Consider the following 20395-nt stretch of genomic DNA (forward strand, 5'->3'; position numbering starts at 1 on the left):
CACCGACACGACCTCGACGTCCATGATCCTCCGCGGACCTGTCGTGGCGCTGGTCCTGCTGGGGCTGGTGCCCACCGCGCTGCTGCCCGGGAGGGCTGGCAGCGTGGCCGCGCTGTGGCTGCTCGGGGTGGCGCTCCTGGTGCTGGTGGACGTGCTGGCCGCGCCCTCGCCACGGACGATCGGTCTGGGTCGCGACCCGGTCCCGCAGGTCCGGCTGCAGGAGCAGACCCAGACCGTGCTGAGCCTCACCAACACCGGGGAGCGTCGCGTGCGCGGGCTGGTCCGCGACGCCTGGGTGCCGTCCGCTGGGGCAGAGGGGGCCGAGGGGGCCCGGGGGGCTCGGGGAGCACGGCATACCCTCGACCTCCCGCCGGGTGAGCGACGGCGGGTCACCACGACACTGCGCCCGACCCGCCGCGGAGACCGCCCCGCGACCGGGGTGACGATCCGGACCCACGGGCCGCTGGGCCTGGCCGGTCGGCAGGTGACGGTCCTGGTGCCGGGCACGGTGCGCTCCCTCCCGCCGTTCCGCTCGCGGCGGCACCTGGAGAGCAAGCTGGCCCAGCTGCGCCAGCTGGACGGACGCTCCGCGGTGCGCACGCGCGGGCAGGGCACGGAGTTCGACTCGCTGCGGGAGTACGTCGAGGGTGACGACGTGCGGTCCATCGACTGGCGGGCGACGGCGCGGCGGCAGCACGCGGTGGTGCGGACGTGGCGGCCCGAGCGCGACCGGCGCGTCATCCTGGTGCTGGACACCTCGCGGACCAGTGCGGCTCGCGTGGGCGACGAGCCGCGGCTGGACGCGGCGATGGACGCGGCCCTGCTGCTCACCGCAGTCGCCTCCCGCGCCGGCGACCGGGTCGATCTCATCGCCGGTGACCGGGTCGTGCGCGCCCGCGTCGGTGCCGCCGGGGCGGGGAGCGGCTCGACGACCGGGGCCAGCTCGCTGCTGCACCGGATGGTGACCGCCATGGCGCCGCTGGAGCCGGTGCTGCTCGAGGCCGACTGGCCGGTGCTGGCCGGCGCGGTCACCGGGACCACCCGCCGCCGGGCGCTGGTCGTGCTGCTGAGCACGCTGGAGCCGGCCGCCGTCGAGGAGGGTCTGCTGCCGGTGCTGCCCTCGCTCACCGCCCACCACCGGGTGGTGCTGGCCTCGGTCGCCGACCCCGGCCTGCGCTCTCTGCGGGAGGACCTCTCCGGCGTGGACGCCGTGTATGACGCAGCCGCGGCCGAACGCACCGAGGCGCTCCGCCACCGCACCGCCACCGGCCTGGCCCGGCTCGGCGTCACGGTCGTGCACGAGCCACCCGAGGACCTACCGGTGGCGCTGGTCGACCACTACCTCGCGCTCAAGGCGCAGGGCCTGCTCTGAGTCTCCGGCTCCGAGAGGTCTGGCCTCAGCCCGCCGTCGGCGCGGAGGCCGCCTGCAGCTCCTCCCCCACGTCCCCGGTCGCGCCACGCAGGACGGCGCGCCGGCCCAGGGTGAAGACGTAGACGAAGAAGGCGAGCAGCGCGACCACGCCGATCCCGACCCGCGCCCAGGTCGGTAGCGGCGACGGGGTGACGAAGCCCTCGATCACCCCGGACAGCAGCAGCACGAAGACCAGTCCGATCGCCACCCCGGCCGCGGTCCGTCCCTCCCGGGCCAGGTTGGCCAGCCTGGTGCGGGGCCCGGGCGCCACCCAGGCCCAGAACAGCCGCAGCCCCACCCCGGCCGCGACGAAGATCGCCATCAGCTCCAGCAGCCCGTGCGGCGTGATCATCCCCCAGAACACCTCGGCCCGGCCGTGCCGGTGCATCAGCGCACCGATCACGGCCACGTTGGCGATGTTCTGCCACAGCACCCAGATCACCGGGAAACCCAGGACCCCCATGCCGATGCACCGGGCCGCCACCCACGCGTTGTTCACCCAGACGAGCGTGGAGAAGCTGCTGGCGGCGTGCTCGGAGTAGTAGCTCTCGAACTGCACGTTGACCAGGGCCTGCACCTCCTCCATCGGCAGCAGGGACTGCTCCACGACGGGGTTGCGCACCAACCACCAGCCCAGCACCAGACCGACGACCACGTTGGCGACGGCGGTGATCCCCCACCACCAGCGCAGCCGGTACAGCGCCGCCGGGAAGTCCTCGGCGAAGAACCGGCCGACGCCGGCCCAGCTGGCGGTCGGCACCCGTGCGGCGCGGCCCCGAGCCCGCGCGACGAGCGCGGACAGGTGGGAGACGACGGTGGCGTCAGGGGCGCTGGAGCGCACCACGGACAGGTCGGTCGCCGCCCGCTGGTAGCCGTCCAGCAGCTCGTCTGCCTCCGCCCCCGTCAGTCGTCGCCGCCGGGCCAGGGCGTCGAGCCGGGCCCACGCGCCCTGGCGCCGTCCCACCAGCGCGTCCAGGTCCACGGTCACACTGTATGCCGTGCCCCCGACCCGTCCGGGCCCCGCCGTAGGCTGGGCCCATGACCACCCGGGGCATCTTCGAGGCCGAGCGCTTCGTCACCGGCGAGGCGGTCGAGGTGGAGCTGCCGCCGGCGGGCCTGCCGCTCCGGGTCGCCTCCGGCCTGCTGGACCTGCTGGTCATCGCGCTGCTGGTGCTCGGGGTCCTCCTCCTCGTCCCGCTGGAGGTCTTCCTCGCCGACGCGGCGCTGGGCCAGGCCTTCGTCATCGCCGTGATGGTGCTGGCGATGGCCGGGATCCCCATCGCCCTGGAGACGTTCACCCACGGCCGCACCGTCGGCAAGCTGGTCCTCGGCCTGCGCACCGTCCGCGACGACACGGGCCCGATCGGCCTGCGGCACGCGACCATCCGCGCCCTGGTCGGCACCGTCGAGCTCTGGCTCACCCTGGGCAGCCTCGCGCTCATCGTGGCCATGACCAACGAGAAGGCCCGCCGCCTCGGCGACCTGCTCGCCGGCACCTACGTCATCCGGGACCGGGTCCGGCTGCGCATGACCGAACCGCCCCAGGTCTCGCCACGTCTCGCCGACTGGGTGGTCGGCGCCGACATCGGGGTGCTGCCCGACGCGCTGGTGGTCGCCACCCGGCAGTTCCTGGGCCGGGCCGCCTCCTTGTCCCCGCAGGCGCGGGCGCAGGTCGGTGCGGAGCTGTATGCCGCGCTGCTGGCCCGGGTGGCGCCCGCACCGCCCCACGGTGCGCACCCGGAGGAGGTCATGGCCAGCCTGCTGGCCGAGCGGCGCCGCCGCGACGAGGAGCGGCTGGCCCGCGCCGACGCCCTGCGCGACCGGATCCTGCCGCCGGGGTGACCGGGCTGAGGGCGTCGTCCGCTCGGTCGTCGTCCGCTCGGCCGTCGTCCGCTCAGCCGTCCCAGGCTGGCTTGAGCACGTCCTCGATGATCTGCAGCCGCTCGTCGAAGGGCAGGAAGGCCGACTTCATCGCGTTGACCGTGACCCGGCGCAGGTCGGGCAAGGTCCACCCGGCCCGGTCCACGAGCAGCTGGGCCTCGCGGGTCATCGAGGTGGCGCTCATCAGCCGGTTGTCGGTGTTGAGGGTGACGCGGAACTGCAGGCGCGTCAGCAGGCTGATGGCGTGCTCCTCGATCGAGGGCGCCGCGCCGGTCTGGACGTTGCTGCTGGGGCACAGCTCCAGCGCGATCCGCCGGTCCCGCACGTAGCCCGCCAGCGGACCCAGCGCGAACGCCTCGGGCTCGGTCCTCGAGCGGGCGATCGCCGCGGCAAGGTCGTCGGTGACCGGACGGCCGTCCAGGGTGATGTCGTCGATGATCCGGATCCCGTGCCCGAGCCGCTCCGCGCCGCACACCTGCACGGCCTCCCAGATGCTCGGCAGGCCGAACGCCTCACCGGCGTGGATGGTGAAGTGGGAGTTCTCCTGGCGGAGGAACTCGAAGGCGGCCAGGTGCCGCGTGGGCGGGAAGCCGTCCTCGGCCCCGGCGATGTCGAAGCCGCAGACCTCCTGCTCGCGGTGGCGGACGGCGAGCTCGGCGATCTCCCGGCTGCGCGCGGCGTGCCGCATCGCGGTGAGGATGGAACGGACGCGGACCGGGCCGGCCGGCGCCACCTGGTCGTGCGCGCCCGACGCGCCGGCCGCGACCTCCTCCTCCCCCTCGCGGAACCCCTGGTTGACCGCCCGGACCACCTCGTCCAGGCTGAGCCCGCCCTCCAGGTGCTGCTCCGGGGCGTAGCGCACCTCGGCATACACCACACCGTCCGCGGCCAGGTCCAGCACGCACTCGCGCGCCACCCGGGTCAGGGCCGCCGCCGTCTGGGTCACGCCGACGGTGTGCGCGAACGTCTCCAGGTAGCGCTCCAGCGACCCGCTGTCGGCCGACCGGGCGAACCAGGCCGACAGCGCTTCGACGTCGTCGGCGGGCAGCGCGGCATACCCCTGCTGCTGCGCCAGCTCCAGCACCGTGGCGGGGCGCACGCCACCGTCGAGGTGGTCGTGCAGCAGCACCTTGGGCAGCCTGCGGATGGCCTCCGCGTCGGGCGTGGTGGACCGGCTGACCTCAGGCATCGTCGCGCCGGGCGGTCTCTGCGGTGAAGGCGGGCGAGCAGACGGCCAGGTAGTCCGCGCCGGTGTCGCCGACGAAGTAGCGCACCCACTCCCCCGCGCGGACGAGCACGCACTCGCCGGGCCCGACGCTGGTGATCCGGCCGTGCTCGTCCTCCACGCACATCTCGCCGGCCAGGACGTAGGTGACCTCGTCGAACTCCGGACGCTGCCCGGGCTCGTCCCACCCGGGGGGCGCGGTCATCCGCGCCACCGACATCGCCCCGTGGCCGGTGCTGGCCGCCCCGGCGTACTCCTGGATGAGCTTCTCACCGGCGCCGGGCACACGGACCGGCTGCAGCATCGTCGGCATGGTGCTGATCATAGAGTGGGGGGTATGCCGCACACGCTCGCCCCCGGGACCGCACTGACCGTCCAGGACGTCGCCGACCTCATCGACCACGCGCTGCTCAAGCCCGAGCTGACCCCCGCCGAGGTGGAGGCCGCCTGCCGAGAGCTGGCGCAGGACCGGATCTGGTCGGTGTGCGTGCGTCCTTCCGACGTCCGGCTGGCGCTGGCCGCGGTGGACGGGTCCCCGACCCGGGTGTGCACCGTGATCGGTTTCCCGCACGGCACCACCTCGACCGCGGCCAAGATCGCCGAGTCCAACCAGGCGATCGCGGACGGCGCGACCGAGCTGGACATGGTGCTCAACATCGGTCGTCTGCGCGGCGGGGACCTCGAGGCCGTCAAGCAGGACATCGCCGCGGTCGTGCAGGTCGGTCACGCCGCCGGCGCCCTGGTCAAGGTGATCTTCGAGACCGCGCTGCTGGACGACGAGCAGAAGGCCGCCGCGTGCCGGGCGAGCGAGGAGGCCGGCGCCGACTTCGTCAAGACCTCCACCGGCTTCGCCGGGGGCGGAGCGACGCTGCCGGACGTGCGCCTCATGCGCGCCAACATCTCCGACGCCGTGCAGGTCAAGGCCTCCGGCGGCGTCCGCGACATCGACACCCTCCTGGCGATGGTGGCCGAGGGCGTGACCCGCATCGGCACCTCCTCGACGCAGGCGCTCCTCGCCGGCGCCCGCGACCGCGAGCAGGCCGGCACCCTGGTCGTCCCCGACTCGGGCCACGGTGCTGGCGAGGCTGGTGCCGACGGGGCTGCCGACTCCGACGGCTACTGACCTACCTCTGACCGGGGACACACTTTGCCCCTGACCGGGGACACACTTTGCCCCTACCGGGCACACGTCCTGGCGTGGGAAAGCGCAGACCGTGTCGCCGGTCAGACGCAGACCGTGTCGCCGGTCGCAGGCAGACCGTGTCGCCGGTCGCTCAGGCGATGCGGTCGATGACGATCGACCCGGCGGTCTGCACCTGGTCGGGCGCGCCGATGTCCCAGGCGCCTTCGAGCGCGGCGACCGCTCGGTCGAAGCGCTCCGGGGTGTCGGTGTGCAGCGTCATCAACGGCTGGCCCTGGGTGACCGTGTCGCCGGGCTTGGCGTGCAGCTCGATGCCGGCGGCGGCCTGCACGGGGTCCTCCTTGCGGGCGCGGCCGGCGCCCAGGCGCCAGGCTGAGACACCGACAGCCATCGCGTCCAGCCGACCGAGGACGCCGTCCGCCTCCGCCACCACCTGGTGGGTCTCCCTGGCGGTCGGCAGGTCGGCGTCGGGGTCACCGCCCTGGGCGGCGATCATCCGGCGCCACACGTCCATCGCGCGGCCGTCCTGCAGCGCGTCGGCGGGGTCGATGTCGGTCACGCCGGCCCCGTCCAGCATCTCCCGGGCCAGGGCGAGCGTCAGGTCGACCACGTCCTGAGGACCGCCGCCCGCCAGCACCTCGACCGACTCCCGGACCTCCAGCCCGTTGCCGGCCGTCAGGCCCAGCGGCGTGGACATGTCGGTCATCAGGGCCACGGTGTGCACGCCCGCGTCCTGCCCGAGCGCCACCATGGTCTCGGCCAGCTCTCGGGCGTCCTCCTGCGTCTTCATGAAAGCGCCGGAGCCGACCTTGACGTCGAGCACCAGCGCGCCGGTGCCCTCGGCGATCTTCTTGCTCATGATGGAGGAGGCGATGAGCGGGATGGCCTCGACCGTGCCCGTCACGTCGCGCAGCGCGTAGAGCCGCTTGTCCGCCGGCGCCAGGCCGGCACCTGCGGCGCAGATCACGGCGCCGATGTCCTCCAGCTGGCGCAGCATGTCGGCGTTCGACAGGTCAGCCCGCCAGCCGGGGATGGCCTCCAGCTTGTCCAGCGTGCCGCCCGTATGCCCCAGCCCGCGCCCGCTCAGCTGTGGCACGGCGACTCCGCAGGCCGCGACGAGCGGCGCCAGCGGCAGGGTGATCTTGTCGCCCACGCCCCCGGTCGAGTGCTTGTCGGCGGTCGGCCGGGACAACGAGGAGAAGTCCATCCGCTCGCCGGAGTCGATCATCGCCCGGGTCCAGTCGCTGATCTCCCGCCGCGTCATACCGTTGAGCAGGATGGCCATGGCCAGGGCGGACATCTGCTCGTCGGCCACCTGGCCGCGGGTGTAGGCGTCGATGACCCAGGCGATCTCCTCGCTGGTCAGCTCCCCCCTGTCCCGTTTGGTGCTGATGACGTCGACGGCGGCGAAGGACTCACTCATAGCGCCCAGTCTGGCCCATCGTCCCGGCGGCCCTCGCGACACGTGCCACCTTCGGTCCCGGCGGGTCCTCCCCACGCGCGGCAGCGACGTCCCGCTGCAGCCTCCGCAGCCCCGACTCGAACTCACGCCGCCCGGACCCCGGCAGCGCCCCTGCGCCGCTGAGCTGGCCCAGGAGCCGGTCGGACTGCTCCCTCAGCTCCTCCAGGACCCGCATGACGTCCTGGGTCGATCCGGTGGTGGCTGCCGTGTGCAGGTCGCGTGCGCAGCGGCTCAGGTGCAGCTGACCGAGGGACACGACCGGGTCGGTCGACGGGCTGGCGCCCACGGTCGGGTTCGCCGTGGAGTATGTGGAGGGGTGTCCCGGAGGGTATGCCGAGGACTGACCTGGGGGCCGCACCGGGGGCGGGGTGCTCCCGTGGGGGTACTGGGGAACGTCGATCCGAGGCATGCCGGGACCCGTCGCCGTTCCGGAGCCGGGCGCTCCCGGCGCTGGCGTGGCCCCGGGGCCCGGCTGCTCGCCGGGTCGGTGCACCCAGGGTGAGTGTCCCGGGCCGCTCTGTGTCGGGGCGGTGGTGGGCGGCTCCCCCATCCGGCCGACCGGCGGCGGGGTGGCACCTTGGTCGGGGCCACCCGCCCACCCGAGGGTGGATCGGTCGGACCCGGAGTCCGGCCGGTAGGGCGGCAGTGGCTGGCCGGAGCCGTGCTGCTCGGCCTTCTTCTGCTCGCTGCTGCCGCGCTGGCTCAGCACCCCAGCAGCGATCCACCCGATGATGATCGGCACGAAGATGCTCACGTTCATGTCCAGCAGCACGTTCAGGACGACGAACGCGATGATGGCCCAGCCCCACCAGGGCAGTGAAGGAACGGTGCGCACCGGACCACCCTACCCACGTGTGACATCCTGTGGCCCGTGCAGACCGCAGACATCATGGCCCTCGTCGTCCCGCCCACCGTCGAGCTGCTGCGCCGTGCCCGCGCGGCGGAGGGGGCCAGGCCGCAGGAGCCGGAGCCGATGTTCGCCACCCTCATCGCGGTGCGCAACGGGCGCGTCGTGGCCAGCGTCAGCACGCCGCGGATGTCGATCACCCTGAACTGTGCCCTGCCGATGGCGGTCGGGCTCGACCCGGAGGCTCTGGTCGTGGCGGCCCAGGCCCAGGTGGAGGGTCGCCCTGCGCTGGCCTACTCGGTGATGAAGCGGGACCGGACCGCCAAGTTCGTCCTGCAGCCGGTGGCCGAGCAGGACGGCGAGCTGGTGGTCGGGCGACCCGTCGACGGCGGCGAGCCGGCGGACCCGCACATCCTGCAGACCCTGGCCGAGGCGATGGGCCAGCGGCCCGTGGACGTGACCAAGGTGGCCCGCAAGGACCTGGGTGGCACGTTCGGCGAGGACACCTTCCTGCCGCCCGAGGAAGGCCGGGTGGTGGTCGACGCGGGCACGGTGAAGACGCTGGAGCAGCGGGTGAAGGGCGTGCGGGGTCAGGCGCTCTACGTGGCCCGCAGCCCCGAGGCCGGGCGGCTCGCGCTCGAGGCCGGCCTGCCGCGGACCAGCCTGCTGACCTCCGACTCCCCGGAGGTCGTGGCCGCCACCGAGGACGGCAGCTGAGCCGTCAGGAGCTCAGCGCAACGAGCGCAGAGAACGAACAGAGAGAACGAGCGGAGAACGAGCAGCGAGCCGCCCGGAGCCAGGTACACAGGCGCCGGCTGGTCAGGGTCAACGCTGCAGGTGCTCGGCCCCGAACGCCTGGGGCAGGATCTGCTCCATCGGCAGGATGCCCTCGGGGGTCTGCAGCAGGCACCCCGGGCCGCCGTGCTCCCACAGCAGCTGGCGGCAGCGGCCGCACGGCATGAGCGTGGCGCCCTGGCCGTCCACGCACCACACCGCCACCAGCCGCCCGCCGCCGGTGGCGGCCAGCTCGGAGACCATGCCGCACTCGGCGCACAGGCCCACGCCGTAGGAGGCGTTCTCGACGTTGCACCCGGCGACGACGCGGCCGTCGTCGACCAGGCCGGCCACGCCGACCGGGTAGCGCGAGTAGGGCACGTAGGCCCGCTGCATGATCTGGGTGGCGGCGATCCGCAGCCGCTCCCACTCGATGTCGGTCTCGGTCCCGGTGTCGGTCTCGGAGTCGGTACTGTCCACGCCATACCTCAGCTCTTGGTGTAGGGGATGCCCTCGGCGGCCGGTGGGCGGACCCGGCCGACGAACCCGGCCACGGCCAGGATGGTGATGACGTAGGGCAGCATGAGCAGCAGCTCGGAGGGGATCGTGCTGCCGATGCTCGACATCATGTTGCCCAGGTTCTTGGAGAAGCCGAAGAGGAGGGCCGCAGCGACCGCGCCCCACGGGCTCCACTTGCCCAGGATCATCGCGGCCAGCGCGATGAAGCCGTTGCCGGCCGACATCTCGCGGCCGAAGGCCAGGCCGGAGCCGACGGTGAAGAAGGCACCACCCAGACCGGCGACGGCACCACCGAGGATGGTGTTCCACACCCGGCGGGGGTTGACCTTGATCCCGACCGTGTCGGCGGCCCTCGGGTGCTCGCCCACGGCGCGGGTGCGCAGGCCCCAGCGGCTGCGGAAGAGCATGATGTTGAGCACCACCACGAGGGCGTACATCAGGTAGACCAGGACGGTCTGGTTGAACAGCACCGGGCCCAGGACGGGGATGTCCGCCAGGCCCGGGACCCGGATCCGCTCCAGGGGCATCCGGGTGTTGAACAGGGCCCGGTTGTCGGCCAGCAGGGTGGAGAAGAAGAACCCGGTCAGGCCGATGATCAGGGTGTTCAGCACGACGCCGACGATGATCTGGTTGACCCGGTACATCACCGCGAACCAGGCCAGGACCGCGCCGACCATCGCGCCGGCGAGGGGGGCGGCGAGCAGACCGGCATACCCGTTGCCGGCCATCGAGGCCACGACCGCGGCGGCGAACGCACCGAACAGCAGCTGTCCCTCGATGGCGATGTTGATGATGCCGGAGCGCTCGCAGATGACACCGGACATGGCGCCGAAGACCAGCGGTACGGACAGCGCCAACGCACCGCTGAGCAGCGAGACCATCGGGATCACCGAGGTGGTGCCAGCGCCCACGTAGGTGAGGAACGCCAGGACGAAAGCCAGCCCGACGGCGACGTGCAGCCACGCCGGGGCCGGGATCCGGTCCCGGGCCCGCAGGTAGGCCCACACCGCGGCAGCCGCCATGAGCACCGCGAGCACGATGATCGTGGTCAGCGCGGGCACGGTGATGTCGGGGATGGTGAACCAGTCGCTGGCACCCCCCACCTGGAAGGTGGTCGAGGTGCCGGCCGGTGTGCCGGGCACCATGAGCACAGCGGTGATCAGCGCGGCCACGGCGTAGCTGATCGGGGCCTTGAGGCCGAGCTTGGGTCGGACGGCGGACTGCTCTGCGTCCGGTGGGGGCGCGTCCGCCGGCCGCTCGGTGACGGTGCTCATGCTGCGACCTCCTTCGCCTCGGGACGGGCTCTGGGCTTGTACGGCCTGGCCGGGTCGGGCAACCGGAAGACCGACCGGACCAGCGGCGGAGCGGCGATGAGCAGCACGATGATCGCCTGCAGCACCAGGATGATGTCGATCGGCGTGGAGGTGAGCGACTGCATGAACGAGCCGCCCGCCTTGAGCGCACCGAAGAGGAGACCGGCGAAGAAGGTGCCCCAGGGACGGGACCGGCCCAGCAGCGCCACCGTGATCGCGTCGAAGCCGTAGGTCGCCGCGACGCCGGCGGTCAGCGAGCGTTCCGTCCCCAGCACCTGCGCGGTGGCGGCCAGTCCCGCCAGCGCACCGGCGATGAGCATGGTGATCACGGTGACCCGCCCGACCGACATCCCCGCCGTCCGCGCGGCCGCCGGGTTGGCGCCCGCGGCCCGCAGCTCGAAGCCGATCGTGGACCGCTCCAGCAGCCACCAGACCAGCGCCGCGGCAGCGATGGCGATCAGGAAGCCGAGGTGCAGTCGGAAGTTCACGCCGGGGAACCAGTCCGCCGGGATGAGCAGGGGGTAGACCGCGTCGGCACCCACGCTCGGGCTGCGCTGCCCGGTGCGACCGGGGTTGAACGCGGGCAGCTTGAGCACATAGCTGATCAGGTAGACCGCGATGTAGTTGAGCATGATCGTGACGATCACCTCGTTGGCCCCGAAGCGGGCCTTGAGCACGCCCGGGATGCCCGCCCACACGGCCCCACCGATCGCGCCACCCAGGACGGCCACCAGCAGGTGCAGGACCGGGGGCAGGTCGAAGGCGAAGCCGAGCCAGGCCGCGACGATCGCGCCGACGATGATCTGGCCCTGGGCGCCGATGTTGAACAGGCCCGCCCGGAAGCCGACCGCGATGCCGAGCCCGGCCAGGATCAGCGGCACGGAGTAGACCATGGACTCGGTGATCGGCCGGAGCATCCCCGCCAGGGTGGGCTGGTGCCAGTCGAAGATCGCGCCGCGGAACATCGCCACGTACGCCTCGGTCACCGCGGTCCACGCGGCGGACAACAGATCGCCGGGCCGACGGAAGAAGTACCCGGCAGCCTCCCGGGTCGCCGGGTCCGCGAACGCGATGAGGAAGGCCCCGATGACCAGGGCCAGCACCACGGCCAGGACGGACATGAGCATGCTGCCGGAGAGGACCTGGTGCAGCACCGGCCGACGGTCCTGGCCGGGACCGGTCCTGCCTGTGCCGGTCGACTGGCCCGTCCCGGTGCCCGTCTCGGCCGGGGGCGCTGCAGCCACCGCCTGCTCGGCGCCGGCGTCCGAGCCGCGGGACTGGCCCGCGTGCTGCTCGCTCACGGCGTCTCCTCCTCCAGGTCGGCCTGGCCGAGCACCGAGTGGTGCGCGGCGGCCTGGGTCCGGGCCTCGTCCAGGGGGACACCGGCCATCATCAGTCCGAGCATGTCGCGGTCGACCGTGCCGCCCTCCGCGGCCACGTCGACGATGCCGACGATCCGGCCGCGGTACATCACCGCGATCCGGTCACCGAGGTTGAGCACCTCGTCCAGCTCGGTGGAGACGATGATGACCGGGGTGCCGTTGTCGCGCTCCTGCACGATCCGCTTGTGCACGAACTCGATCGAGCCGACATCGAGGCCGCGGGTGGGCTGGGAGGCGACGAACAGACGCAGGGGACGGGACATCTCCCGGGCGAGCACCACCTTCTGGGCGTTGCCGCCGGACAGGGTGGAGATCGGGTCGTGCACCGAGGTGTAGCGCACGTCGAACTCCTGCGTGCGGTGCTCCGCGTTGGCCTCGACCGCGCTGGGGCTCATCGACACGCCGCTGGCGAACGGGGCGGTGTCGTACAGGTCCAGGACGAGGTTCTCGGCGATGGTGAAGCTGGCCACCACACCGTCGGTGGAGCGGTCCTCGGGGACGAACCCGATGCCGGCGCGCAGCCGTTGCTTGACGTTCCTGCCGCGCAGGTCGGTGCGGTCGAGCACCAACCGCCCGGCGTCGGCGTCCTCCAGCCCCAGGATGACCTCGGCCAGCTCGGTCTGGCCGTTGCCCTGGACCCCGGCGATGCACAGGATCTCCCCGCTGCGCACCTCGAAGGACACGTCGTCGACCAGGACGGTGCCGTTGGGTGCCACCACGGACAGCCCCTCGACCTGGAAGCTGGCCTCACCGGGGGTGGCCTGTGCCTTGCCCACCGACAGGTTGACCGAGCGCCCGACCATGAGCGAGGCGAGCTCGGTCTCGGTCGAGCCGGGGAGGGCCTCCCCCACGACCTTGCCCCGGCGGATGACCGTGATCCGGTCGGCGATCGCGCGGACCTCGCGCAGCTTGTGGGTGATGAAGACGATGGAGGTCCCGGCCTCCTTCAGCTCACCCATGATCGCGATCAGCTCATCGGTCTCCTGGGGCGTGAGCACGGCGGTCGGCTCGTCCAGGATGAGCACCTGCGCGTCGCGGGAGAGCGCCTTGATGATCTCCACCCGCTGCTGCACCCCGACCGGCAGGTCCTCGATGCGGGCGTCGGGGTCGACGTGGAAGCCGAACCGGTCGGAGATCTCCTTGACCCGGCGGCGCGCCTCGTCCAGCTTGAGGATGCCGCCGGGGCCGGCGGGCTCGTAGCCCAGCGCGACCGACTCGGCGACGGTGAAGACGGGCACGAGCATGAAGTGCTGGTGCACCATCCCGATGCCGGCGGCGACCGCGTCCCCCGGCCCCTTGAACCTGACCGGCTTGCCGTCGAGCAGGATCTGCCCGTCGTCCGGGTCGTACAGGCCGTAGAGGACGTTCATCAACGTGCTCTTGCCGGCGCCGTTCTCACCGAGGAGCGCGTGGATCTCACCGGGCTCGACGACGAGGTCGATGTGGTCGTTGGCCACCAGGGGCCCGAACACCTTGGTGATGCCCTGGAGCTCGAGCTTCATCGCCTCTCCTGCTTCATGCTCATCTCACGGGGTGACGGACAGGGGTATGGGGTTCCGCCGCCGGGACAGCGTAGCGGCCCGGCCCACCGGGCCGGGCCGCTACCACGGTTGACGCCTCGCTCAGCGGAGCAGGAGGGTCAGCGTTTCGTCGGAGTCCTCAGCGTCAGGGCGCGTTCGGCGTCTCGATGACGAGCTCGCCGGAGATGATCTGCTGCTTGTACTCCTCGATCTTGTCCTTCAGCTCCTGGGGGACCTCGGACTCGAAGTCGTGGAAGGGAGCCAGGCCGACGCCCTCGTTCTCCAGGGTGCCGACGTAGGGCTCGTTGGTGAACCCGCCCTCGAGGGTCTGCCGGATGGTCTCGTGGACCGCCGGACCGATCTGCTTCACCACGGAGGTGAGCATCAGGTGGTCGTAGCCCTCGGCAGTGAGGTAGCCGTCGGAGTCGACCCAGACGATCTTGACGTCACCGGCGGAGTCGGCAGCGGCTGCGGCACCCAGGCCGACCGGGCCGGCGACCGGCATGACGATGTCTGCGCCCTGCGCGATGAACTGGTCGGTCAGGGTCTGGCCCTGGCTCTGGTTCTCGAAGTCACCGGAGAAGGTGCCGTTCTGGGCGTCCTTGTCCCAGCCGAGGGCGGTGACGTCCGCGTCGTTGTCCTCGTTGTACTGGTTCACGCCGTCGACGAAGCCGTCCATGAAGATCGACACGGAGGGGATCTGCATACCACCGAAGGTGGCCACGGTGCCGGTCTCGGACATGCCGGCGGACAGGTAGCCGGCCAGGAAGCTGGCCTCGGCGGTGTTGAACAGGATCGGCCGGGCGTTGTCCACCTCGACCGCCTCGAAGTTCTCGTCGGAGAAGGCGGAGTCGATGAGCGCGAAGTTGGTGTCCGGGTTGGCCTCGGCGGCCTCCTGGATGGCGTCCTCGAGCAGGAAGCCGACCCCGATGGTCAGGTTGCAGCCCTGGCTGACCAGGTTGCCCACGTTCGTGGTGTAGTCGGCGTCGGACTGGGACTCCACCTCCTGGGTGGAGATGCCCAGCTCGGCCTCGGCGGCGTCCATGCCTTCCTTGCCGGACTGGTTGAACGACTGGTCGTCGAAGCCACCGGAGTCGGAGACCATGCAGGCCAGGAAGTCGGCGGCGTCCTCCGGAGCGGCTGCTTCGCCGGTCTCGGCGCCGTCGTCGGTCTCCGCACCGTTGTCGGTGTCTGCACCGGTGTCGGTGGTGGCGCCGTTGCCGGTGGCGGCCGGGGCGTCGTCTTCGGGGGCCTCGCCACAGGCGGCGAGGACGAGGGTGGCGGCCGCACCGGCGGCGGCAAGCTTGAGAACCCGGCGCACGGGATGCTCCTTCTGTCACGGGAGATGGACGCCCACATGCTATCCCGCCCGCGCGCTTACTCCACGCACCTGTCCACCGCCTGAGCAAAGAGTGACGAACTCGTGACCTGCGCGTGCTCGAACGCCCTCGCGGGCTCAGGTCACTGCAGCCCTGCGGGGCCGAGCGAGGTGAAGACGGAGGCCGCCAGGACCTTGGCGGCCACCAGCACCGCGCCCTCGTCCACGACGAGGTCGCCCTGGTGCAGCTCGAAGGTTGGCCCGCCCGGCGTGCGGGTGCCCAGCCTGGCCATCGCGCCCGGGATCTGCTGCAGGTACCAGCCCAGGTCCTCCCCACCCATCGACTGCTTGGTCGGCTCGACGCTGGTCGCCCCGAGCAGCAGCATGGCGGCCCGGGACAGCGCGACGACCGAGGCGTTCTCGTTCTCGACCGGGGGCACGCCCTGGGTGTAGGTGATGGTGGCGGTGACGCCGTAGGGGGAGACGACGGACTCGACGATGTCGGTGAAGAGCGGCCGGACCGTCTCCCAGGTCTCGGCGTCGAGCATCCGCAGCGTGCCGGAGGCCTCGCCCCGGGTGGGGATGACGTTGGGAGCGGACCCGGCCTGGACCTTGCCCCAGACCAGGACCGCGGCGGCCCGCGGGTCCAGCCGGCGGGTCAACGCCGCAGGGACCTCGGTGACCACCTTGCCCAGGGCGTAGGTCAGGTCCTGGGTGAGGTGCGGACGGGAGGTGTGCCCGCCGCGCCCGGTGAGGGCGACGTGGACCATGTCGGAGGCGGCGGTGATCGGGCCCACCCGCAGCCCGATGTGGCCGACGTCGACCGAGGGGTCGCAGTGCACCGCGAGAAGCCGGTCGACCCCCTCCAGGCCACCCTGCTCCAGCACCTTCAGCGCGCCACCGGGGTGGGTCTCCTCGGCCGGCTGGAAGATGAGCCGCACGGCGACCCGGCGGGCGACGAGCTCCTCCTGCATGGCCAGCAGGGCCAGACCCGCGCCCAGCACCCCGACGGTGTGCACGTCGTGGCCGCAGGCGTGGCAGGCGCCCGGGACCTGCGAGGCGAAGGGCAGCCCGGTCACCTCGTCGATGGGCAGCGCGTCCAGGTCGGCCCGCAGGCCGACCCGGACCTCGGGCTCGGCGTGCCCGATCTCGACCAGGGCCCCGGTGCCGGGCAGCCGGCGGACCCGGGCACCGCCCTGGCTCAGCACGCCCGTGACGAGCGCCGTGGTGCGCTCCTCCTGCCAGGAGACCTCCGGGTGCTGGTGCACCTCGCGCCTCCACTGCAGCAGCTGCTCCGAGATCGCGTCCACCTCCACCGCCACCCGCCCCACCAGGTCCGCGTGGGTGGTGGCGCCGACCTCACCGGTCGCGTCGCCGGAGTGGTGCGTCGCGCGGGTGGTGCGCGGGCTGCTCGGCTGGGTGGTCAGCTGGGTGGTCAGCGTCTCGGAGGCGTCGGGGGTCACAGGGTCAGGCTCCTGAAGGGTTCGTGAACGTCTCCACGATACGCCCTGCCCTCCCCCGGCCCAGGACACCGGCCGGGCTGGGGTCGAGAACCGCGCTGGGCGCCCTAGAAGGTCTCGCGGGGGACGTAGGCGCCCCAGACCTCCCGCAGCGCGTCGGCGACCTCGCCACCGGTGGCCCGGGCGCGCAGCGCCTCCCGCATCGGGTAGAGCACGTTGTCGCTGCCCTGCGCGGCCGCGCGCATCTCGTCCAGCCGACGCTCGACCTCGGCGTTGTCACGCTCGCGGCGCAACGTCTCCAGGCGCTCCCCCTGCTGGGCCTCGATGGTCGGGTCCACCCGCAGCGGCTCGTAGTCCTCGTCCTCGTCGATGGTGTAACGGTTCTGCCCCACGACGACCCGCTCGCCGGTGTCGATCTGCTGGGCGTTCTCGTAGGCGGAGCGCTCGATCTCGCTCTTCTGGAAGCCCTGCTCGATGGCGTGCACCGCCCCACCGCGCTCGTCGACGGCGGCGATCAGCGCCTCCGCGGCGCCCTGCACGTCGTCGGTGAGGCTCTCCACGACGTAGGAGCCGGCGAACGGGTCCACCGTCTTGGTGACATCGGTCTCGTAGGCCAGGACCTGCTGGGTGCGCAGCGCGAGCCGGGCGGCCTTGGCCGTCGGCAGCGCGATCGCCTCGTCGAAGGAGTTGGTGTGCAGCGACTGGGTCCCGCCGAGCACGGCGGCCAGGCCCTGGACGGCGACCCTGACCAGGTTGACCTCGGGCTGCTGGGCGGTCAGCTGGACCCCGGCGGTCTGGGTGTGGAAGCGCAGCATCATCGACTTGGGGTTCTTGGCCCCGAACTCCTCCTTCATGATCCGCGCCCAGATGCGGCGGGCCGCGCGGAACTTCGCGACCTCCTCCAGCAGCGTGGTGCGGGCGACGAAGAAGAAGGACAGGCGCGGCGCGAAGTCGTCGACGTGCAGCCCGGCGTCGACCGCGGCCTGGACGTAGGCCTTGGCGTTGGCCAGGGTGAAGGCGATCTCCTGCGCGGGCGTGGCCCCGGCCTCGGCCATGTGGTAGCCGGAGATCGAGATCGTGTTCCACCGCGGGATCTCAGCCTGGCAGTAGGCGAAGATGTTCGAGATCAGCCGCAGCGACTCGGCGGGCGGGTAGATGTAGGTGCCGCGGGCGATGTACTCCTTGAGCACGTCGTTCTGGATCGTGCCGGTCAGCTTGGCCGCGGGGATGCCGTTGCCCTCCGCGACCAGCTGGTACATCAGCAGCAGCGTGGACGCCGGGGCGTTGATGGTCATCGAGGTCGACACCTCGTCCAGCGGCAGGCCGTCGAAGAGGAGGGCCATGTCGTCGATCGAGTCGATCGCGACCCCGACCTTGCCCACCTCCCCCGAGGCGAGCGCGTGGTCGGAGTCGTAGCCCATCTGCGTCGGCAGGTCGAAGGCCACCGACAGGCCACCGGTGCCGTTGGCGACCAGCTCTCGGTAGCGGGCGTTCGACTCGGTCGCGGTGCCGAAGCCGGCGTACTGACGCATGGTCCACGGGCGCCCGGTGTACATCGAGGGGTAGACCCCGCGGGTGAAGGGGTAGGACCCGGGCTCTCCCAGGGCGTTCCCCGGGTCAAAACCGTCCAGGTCAGCCGGGCCGTACACGGCCTTGAAGGGCAACCCGGACTCCGTCGTCGACTCAGCCATGGGCTCAGCCTAGCGAGGTCTCAGCCGGTGCCTGACGTCGCGTCCGTCACGTCCGCCACGAGCGTCGGACCGGCGTAGACCAGCCCGGAGTAGAGCTGGACGAGGTCGGCTCCTGCCTGGACCAGCGCGGCCGCGTCCGACCCGGTCAGCACACCACCGACCCCGACCACCGGCAGGTCGGTGCGCGAGCGCACCTGCCGCACCACCTCCCGGGCCCGGAAGGTCAGGGGCCCCCCGGACAGCCCACCGGCCTGCGCCTGCGCCAGCGCGGCCTCCTCGGGCGCGACCGCGGAGCGGTCCAGGGTGGTGTTGATCGCGATGATCCCGGAGACCCCGGCGGCGAGCGCCACGTCGAGGGCCTCGTCCAGGGCCGCGTCGCTGAGGTCGGGGGCCAGCTTGACGAGCACGGGTGTCTCACCGGCGGCCTGCACGACCGCGCGCAGCAGCTCCCCTAGGGGCTCGGCGTCCTGCAGGGAGCGCAGGCCAGGGGTGTTGGGGCTGGAGACGTTGACCGCCAGGTAGTCCGCGAGCCCGTCGAGCACGCGCACGCAGGTCAGGTAGTCCGACACTGCGTCCTCGACAGGGGTGTCCTTGTTCTTGCCGATGCTCACGCCCACCGGGATCGTGACCAGACCCTGGTCCCGGGCGGAGCGCAGCCGGCCGGCCATCGCCTCGACGCCGGCGTTGTTGAAGCCCATCCGGTTGATCACAGCCTGGCTCTGCGGCAGCCGGAACAGCCGCGGCCGTGGGTTGCCGCCCTGCGGCCGGGGCGTCACCGTGCCCAGCTCCGCGTGCCCGAAGCCGAGGGCGCCCCAGGTCGCGGCGCCGCGCCCGTCCTTGTCCATGCCGGCCGCCAGACCCACCCGGTGCGGGAAGCGCAGGCCGAGCAGCTCCACCGGCGAGGAGACGCCGCCCACCGCATACCCCACCAGCGAGGCGAGCGCCCGGGTCTGCGGCGTGCGGCCCAGCAGCTCGGCCGCCACGACGGTGCCGTGGTGGGCCACCTCGGCGTCCAGCCGGAAGAGCAGGGGCCGGGCCACGTGCCGGTATGCCGCCCCGGCGGCTGCACGGGCGAGCGCGCGTCCCTCCGGGTGGATGGTGCCGCTCCGACCGGTGGTCCGGTCTGCGGAAGGGTCGCGGGTGGGTGTCACGACGGTGTGGCGGTCAGGCTCGGCCATGGCCGCAACCCTAGACTGACCAGCGTGGACACAGCTGCCGACGCACCGCGGGACGGGGGGCGCGAGCCCGGGCCAGCAGGCCAGGCTGACCCGCTCGACGGCTTCACCGCCGTCATCCCGGCCGGGGGGTCCGGCACCCGGCTGTGGCCGCTGTCGCGCAGCGGTGCGCCCAAGTTCCTGCACGACCTCACCGGCAGCGGACGGTCGCTGCTGCAGGCGACGGTCGACCGGCTCCGGCCGCTGGCCGGGGACCGGGTGCTGGTGGTGACCGGCGCCCGGCACGAGGAGGCCGTCCGAGCGCAGCTGCCGGGCCTGGCACCCGAGCAGGTGCTGGTGGAGCCGGCGCCCCGGGACTCGATGCCCGCGATCGGCTGGGCCGCGGCGGTGCTGGAGCGCCAGGACCCGGACGCCGTGCTGGGCTCGTTCGCGGCCGACCATGTCATCGGCGACGAGCCCGCCTTCCACGGGGTCGTGCAGCAGGCGGTCGCCGCGGCCCGGACCGGGGCTCTGGTCACGCTCGGCATCTCGCCGACCCATCCCGCGACCGGTTTCGGCTACATCCAGGTGGGTGCGGAAGCACCCGTGCCGGGCGCACCTGACCTGCGGCAGGTCGAGGCGTTCGTGGAGAAGCCGGACGCGCAGCGCGCCGCCGAGTACCTCGCGGGCGGGGCCCACCTGTGGAACGCCGGGATGTTCGTGGTGCAGGCCCGCACGCTGCTGGAGCTGCTGGAGGCGGGACATCCGGAGATGGTCCGCACGCTGCGCGAGATCGCGGCCCAGCCCGACCTGGTCACCAGCCGGTGGGACTCGCTGACCAGGATCGCCATCGACCACGCGGTCGCCGAGCCGGCCGCGGCCGCGGGACGGGTACGGGTGCTGCCGGCCAGGTTCGCCTGGGACGACATCGGCGACTTCGCCTCGCTGGCCGCCCTGCTGCCCGAGAGCGCGGAGCACCCGGGGCTGCGGGTGCTGGGCCCCGGCGAGCACCTGCTGAGCGACGGGTCCACCGGGCTGGTGGCTGCGCAGGGTGGGCGGATGGTCATCACCCTGGGGCTCGACGACGTCGTCGTCGTGGACACGCCCGACGCCGTCCTGGTCACCACGCGCGAGCGCTGCCAGGACGTCAAGGCCGTGGTGGCGGCCCTCCAGGAGCGCGGACGGGGGGATCTGACCTGAGCACCGGACCCCGACGCCGGGTACGCGACGGGCTCGGACACCCACTGGTCATCCGACGCTCACCCGACACACCCCCTACCGTCGCCCAGGGCGCACC

18 protein-coding genes are annotated in these 20395 nt (G+C 72.5%); 5 read left to right on the forward strand and 13 right to left on the reverse strand.

The window, feature by feature from the left end:
• The first annotated feature begins 22 nt into the window (after positions 1-22).
• On the forward strand, positions 23-1372 hold the full coding sequence (locus tag ESZ52_RS13265; RefSeq protein ID WP_131105348.1) for a DUF58 domain-containing protein: 1350 nt from the start codon (positions 23-25) through the stop codon (positions 1370-1372).
• 25 nt (positions 1373-1397) lie between these two features.
• Here ESZ52_RS13265 and ESZ52_RS13270 read toward each other — a convergent pair whose 3' ends face one another.
• The gene (locus tag ESZ52_RS13270) at positions 1398-2393 is read right to left on the reverse strand and encodes a stage II sporulation protein M (protein WP_131105349.1); all 996 of its coding nucleotides are present in this window, start codon (positions 2391-2393) and stop codon (positions 1398-1400) included.
• Positions 2394-2449: 56 nt separating this feature from the next.
• On the opposite strand from ESZ52_RS13270, the gene ESZ52_RS13275 reads away from it, so the two are divergent.
• On the forward strand, positions 2450-3253 hold the full coding sequence (locus ESZ52_RS13275; protein WP_131105350.1) for an RDD family protein: 804 nt from the start codon (positions 2450-2452) through the stop codon (positions 3251-3253).
• A 52-nt stretch (positions 3254-3305) separates the two neighbouring features.
• On the opposite strand, the gene ESZ52_RS13280 is transcribed toward ESZ52_RS13275, so the two are convergent.
• Both ESZ52_RS13280 and ESZ52_RS13285 read right to left on the reverse strand, forming a co-directional pair.
• Positions 3306-4481, reverse strand: a complete 1176-nt coding sequence (locus ESZ52_RS13280) for an adenosine deaminase (protein WP_131105351.1) — start codon at positions 4479-4481, stop codon at positions 3306-3308.
• The gene (locus ESZ52_RS13285) at positions 4474-4830 is read right to left on the reverse strand and encodes a cupin domain-containing protein (RefSeq protein ID WP_131105352.1); all 357 of its coding nucleotides are present in this window, start codon (positions 4828-4830) and stop codon (positions 4474-4476) included. The genes ESZ52_RS13280 and ESZ52_RS13285 overlap by 8 nt, the downstream gene beginning before the upstream one ends.
• 24 nt (positions 4831-4854) lie before the next feature.
• Here ESZ52_RS13285 and deoC point away from each other — a divergent pair, with 24 nt between their 5' ends.
• Positions 4855-5640, forward strand: a complete 786-nt coding sequence (gene deoC / locus ESZ52_RS13290; protein ID WP_131105353.1) for a deoxyribose-phosphate aldolase — start codon at positions 4855-4857, stop codon at positions 5638-5640.
• A gap of 151 nt (positions 5641-5791) precedes the next feature.
• Here the strand turns inward: deoC and ESZ52_RS13295 are convergent, their stop codons facing one another.
• Both ESZ52_RS13295 and ESZ52_RS13300 read right to left on the reverse strand, forming a co-directional pair.
• Entirely contained in the window at positions 5792-7081 is a 1290-nt protein-coding gene (locus ESZ52_RS13295) for a thymidine phosphorylase (RefSeq protein WP_131105354.1), read from the reverse strand.
• Entirely contained in the window at positions 7074-7955 is an 882-nt protein-coding gene (locus tag ESZ52_RS13300) for a hypothetical protein (RefSeq protein ID WP_131105355.1), read from the reverse strand. Before ESZ52_RS13300 ends, ESZ52_RS13295 begins: the two co-directional genes overlap by 8 nt.
• A 36-nt stretch (positions 7956-7991) precedes the next feature.
• Here ESZ52_RS13300 and ESZ52_RS13305 point away from each other — a divergent pair, with 36 nt between their 5' ends.
• Positions 7992-8684, forward strand: coding sequence for a hypothetical protein (locus ESZ52_RS13305; RefSeq protein ID WP_131105356.1), 693 nt, complete (start codon positions 7992-7994; stop codon positions 8682-8684).
• A 108-nt stretch (positions 8685-8792) separates the two neighbouring features.
• On the opposite strand, the gene ESZ52_RS13310 is transcribed toward ESZ52_RS13305, so the two are convergent.
• The 8 genes from ESZ52_RS13310 to ESZ52_RS13345 form a co-directional block, all read right to left on the reverse strand.
• Positions 8793-9221, reverse strand: a complete 429-nt coding sequence (locus tag ESZ52_RS13310; protein ID WP_181009906.1) for a cytidine deaminase — start codon at positions 9219-9221, stop codon at positions 8793-8795.
• 8 nt (positions 9222-9229) lie between these two features.
• Positions 9230-10534 carry an ABC transporter permease gene (locus ESZ52_RS13315; protein WP_131105357.1) on the reverse strand — a complete coding sequence of 435 codons (1305 nt, stop codon included), beginning with the start codon at positions 10532-10534 and terminating at the stop codon, positions 9230-9232.
• Positions 10531-11874 (reverse strand): ABC transporter permease, encoded by a 1344-nt coding sequence (locus ESZ52_RS13320; RefSeq protein WP_238154432.1) that lies wholly within the window; start codon positions 11872-11874, stop codon positions 10531-10533. Before ESZ52_RS13320 ends, ESZ52_RS13315 begins: the two co-directional genes overlap by 4 nt.
• Entirely contained in the window at positions 11871-13457 is a 1587-nt protein-coding gene (locus ESZ52_RS13325; RefSeq protein ID WP_131105358.1) for an ABC transporter ATP-binding protein, read from the reverse strand. Before ESZ52_RS13325 ends, ESZ52_RS13320 begins: the two co-directional genes overlap by 4 nt.
• Positions 13458-13620: 163 nt before the next feature.
• Positions 13621-14796 carry a BMP family lipoprotein gene (locus tag ESZ52_RS13330; RefSeq protein WP_131105359.1) on the reverse strand — a complete coding sequence of 392 codons (1176 nt, stop codon included), beginning with the start codon at positions 14794-14796 and terminating at the stop codon, positions 13621-13623.
• A 140-nt stretch (positions 14797-14936) separates the two neighbouring features.
• A complete protein-coding gene (locus ESZ52_RS13335; protein ID WP_337590172.1) occupies positions 14937-16256 on the reverse strand; it encodes an amidohydrolase in 1320 nt (439 codons plus the stop codon).
• A gap of 104 nt (positions 16257-16360) precedes the next feature.
• The gene (locus ESZ52_RS13340; RefSeq protein ID WP_131105360.1) at positions 16361-17944 is read right to left on the reverse strand and encodes an acyl-CoA mutase large subunit family protein; all 1584 of its coding nucleotides are present in this window, start codon (positions 17942-17944) and stop codon (positions 16361-16363) included.
• Between the two features lie 20 nt (positions 17945-17964).
• Complete coding sequence (locus ESZ52_RS13345; RefSeq protein WP_131105361.1) at positions 17965-19122, reverse strand: quinone-dependent dihydroorotate dehydrogenase; 1158 nt, start codon at positions 19120-19122, stop codon at positions 17965-17967.
• Positions 19123-19146: 24 nt separating this feature from the next.
• Between ESZ52_RS13345 and ESZ52_RS13350 the strand changes: the two genes are divergently transcribed.
• Complete coding sequence (locus tag ESZ52_RS13350) at positions 19147-20298, forward strand: mannose-1-phosphate guanylyltransferase (RefSeq protein ID WP_131105362.1); 1152 nt, start codon at positions 19147-19149, stop codon at positions 20296-20298.
• Positions 20299-20395: the final 97 nt, after the last annotated feature.

Source organism: Ornithinimicrobium sufpigmenti, assembly GCF_004322775.1.
In the GTDB taxonomy this organism is placed as follows: domain Bacteria; phylum Actinomycetota; class Actinomycetes; order Actinomycetales; family Dermatophilaceae; genus Ornithinicoccus; species Ornithinicoccus sufpigmenti.

What these genes read in the sequence shown, in the direction of transcription:
- ESZ52_RS13265 (WP_131105348.1), top strand. Translation starts at nt 23, where the DNA reads ATGATCCTCCGCGGACCTGTCGTGGCGCTGGTCCTGCTGGGGCTGGTG.
- ESZ52_RS13275 (WP_131105350.1), top strand. Translation starts at nt 2,450, where the DNA reads ATGACCACCCGGGGCATCTTCGAGGCCGAGCGCTTCGTCACCGGCGAG.
- ESZ52_RS13280 (WP_131105351.1), bottom strand. Translation starts at nt 4,481, where the DNA reads ATGCCTGAGGTCAGCCGGTCCACCACGCCCGACGCGGAGGCCATCCGC.
- ESZ52_RS13285 (WP_131105352.1), bottom strand. Translation starts at nt 4,830, where the DNA reads ATGCCGACGATGCTGCAGCCGGTCCGTGTGCCCGGCGCCGGTGAGAAG.
- deoC (WP_131105353.1), top strand. Translation starts at nt 4,855, where the DNA reads ATGCCGCACACGCTCGCCCCCGGGACCGCACTGACCGTCCAGGACGTC.
- ESZ52_RS13295 (WP_131105354.1), bottom strand. Translation starts at nt 7,081, where the DNA reads ATGAGTGAGTCCTTCGCCGCCGTCGACGTCATCAGCACCAAACGGGAC.
- ESZ52_RS13315 (WP_131105357.1), bottom strand. Translation starts at nt 10,534, where the DNA reads ATGAGCACCGTCACCGAGCGGCCGGCGGACGCGCCCCCACCGGACGCA.
- ESZ52_RS13325 (WP_131105358.1), bottom strand. Translation starts at nt 13,457, where the DNA reads ATGAAGCTCGAGCTCCAGGGCATCACCAAGGTGTTCGGGCCCCTGGTG.
- ESZ52_RS13340 (WP_131105360.1), bottom strand. Translation starts at nt 17,944, where the DNA reads ATGGCTGAGTCGACGACGGAGTCCGGGTTGCCCTTCAAGGCCGTGTAC.
- ESZ52_RS13345 (WP_131105361.1), bottom strand. Translation starts at nt 19,122, where the DNA reads ATGGCCGAGCCTGACCGCCACACCGTCGTGACACCCACCCGCGACCCT.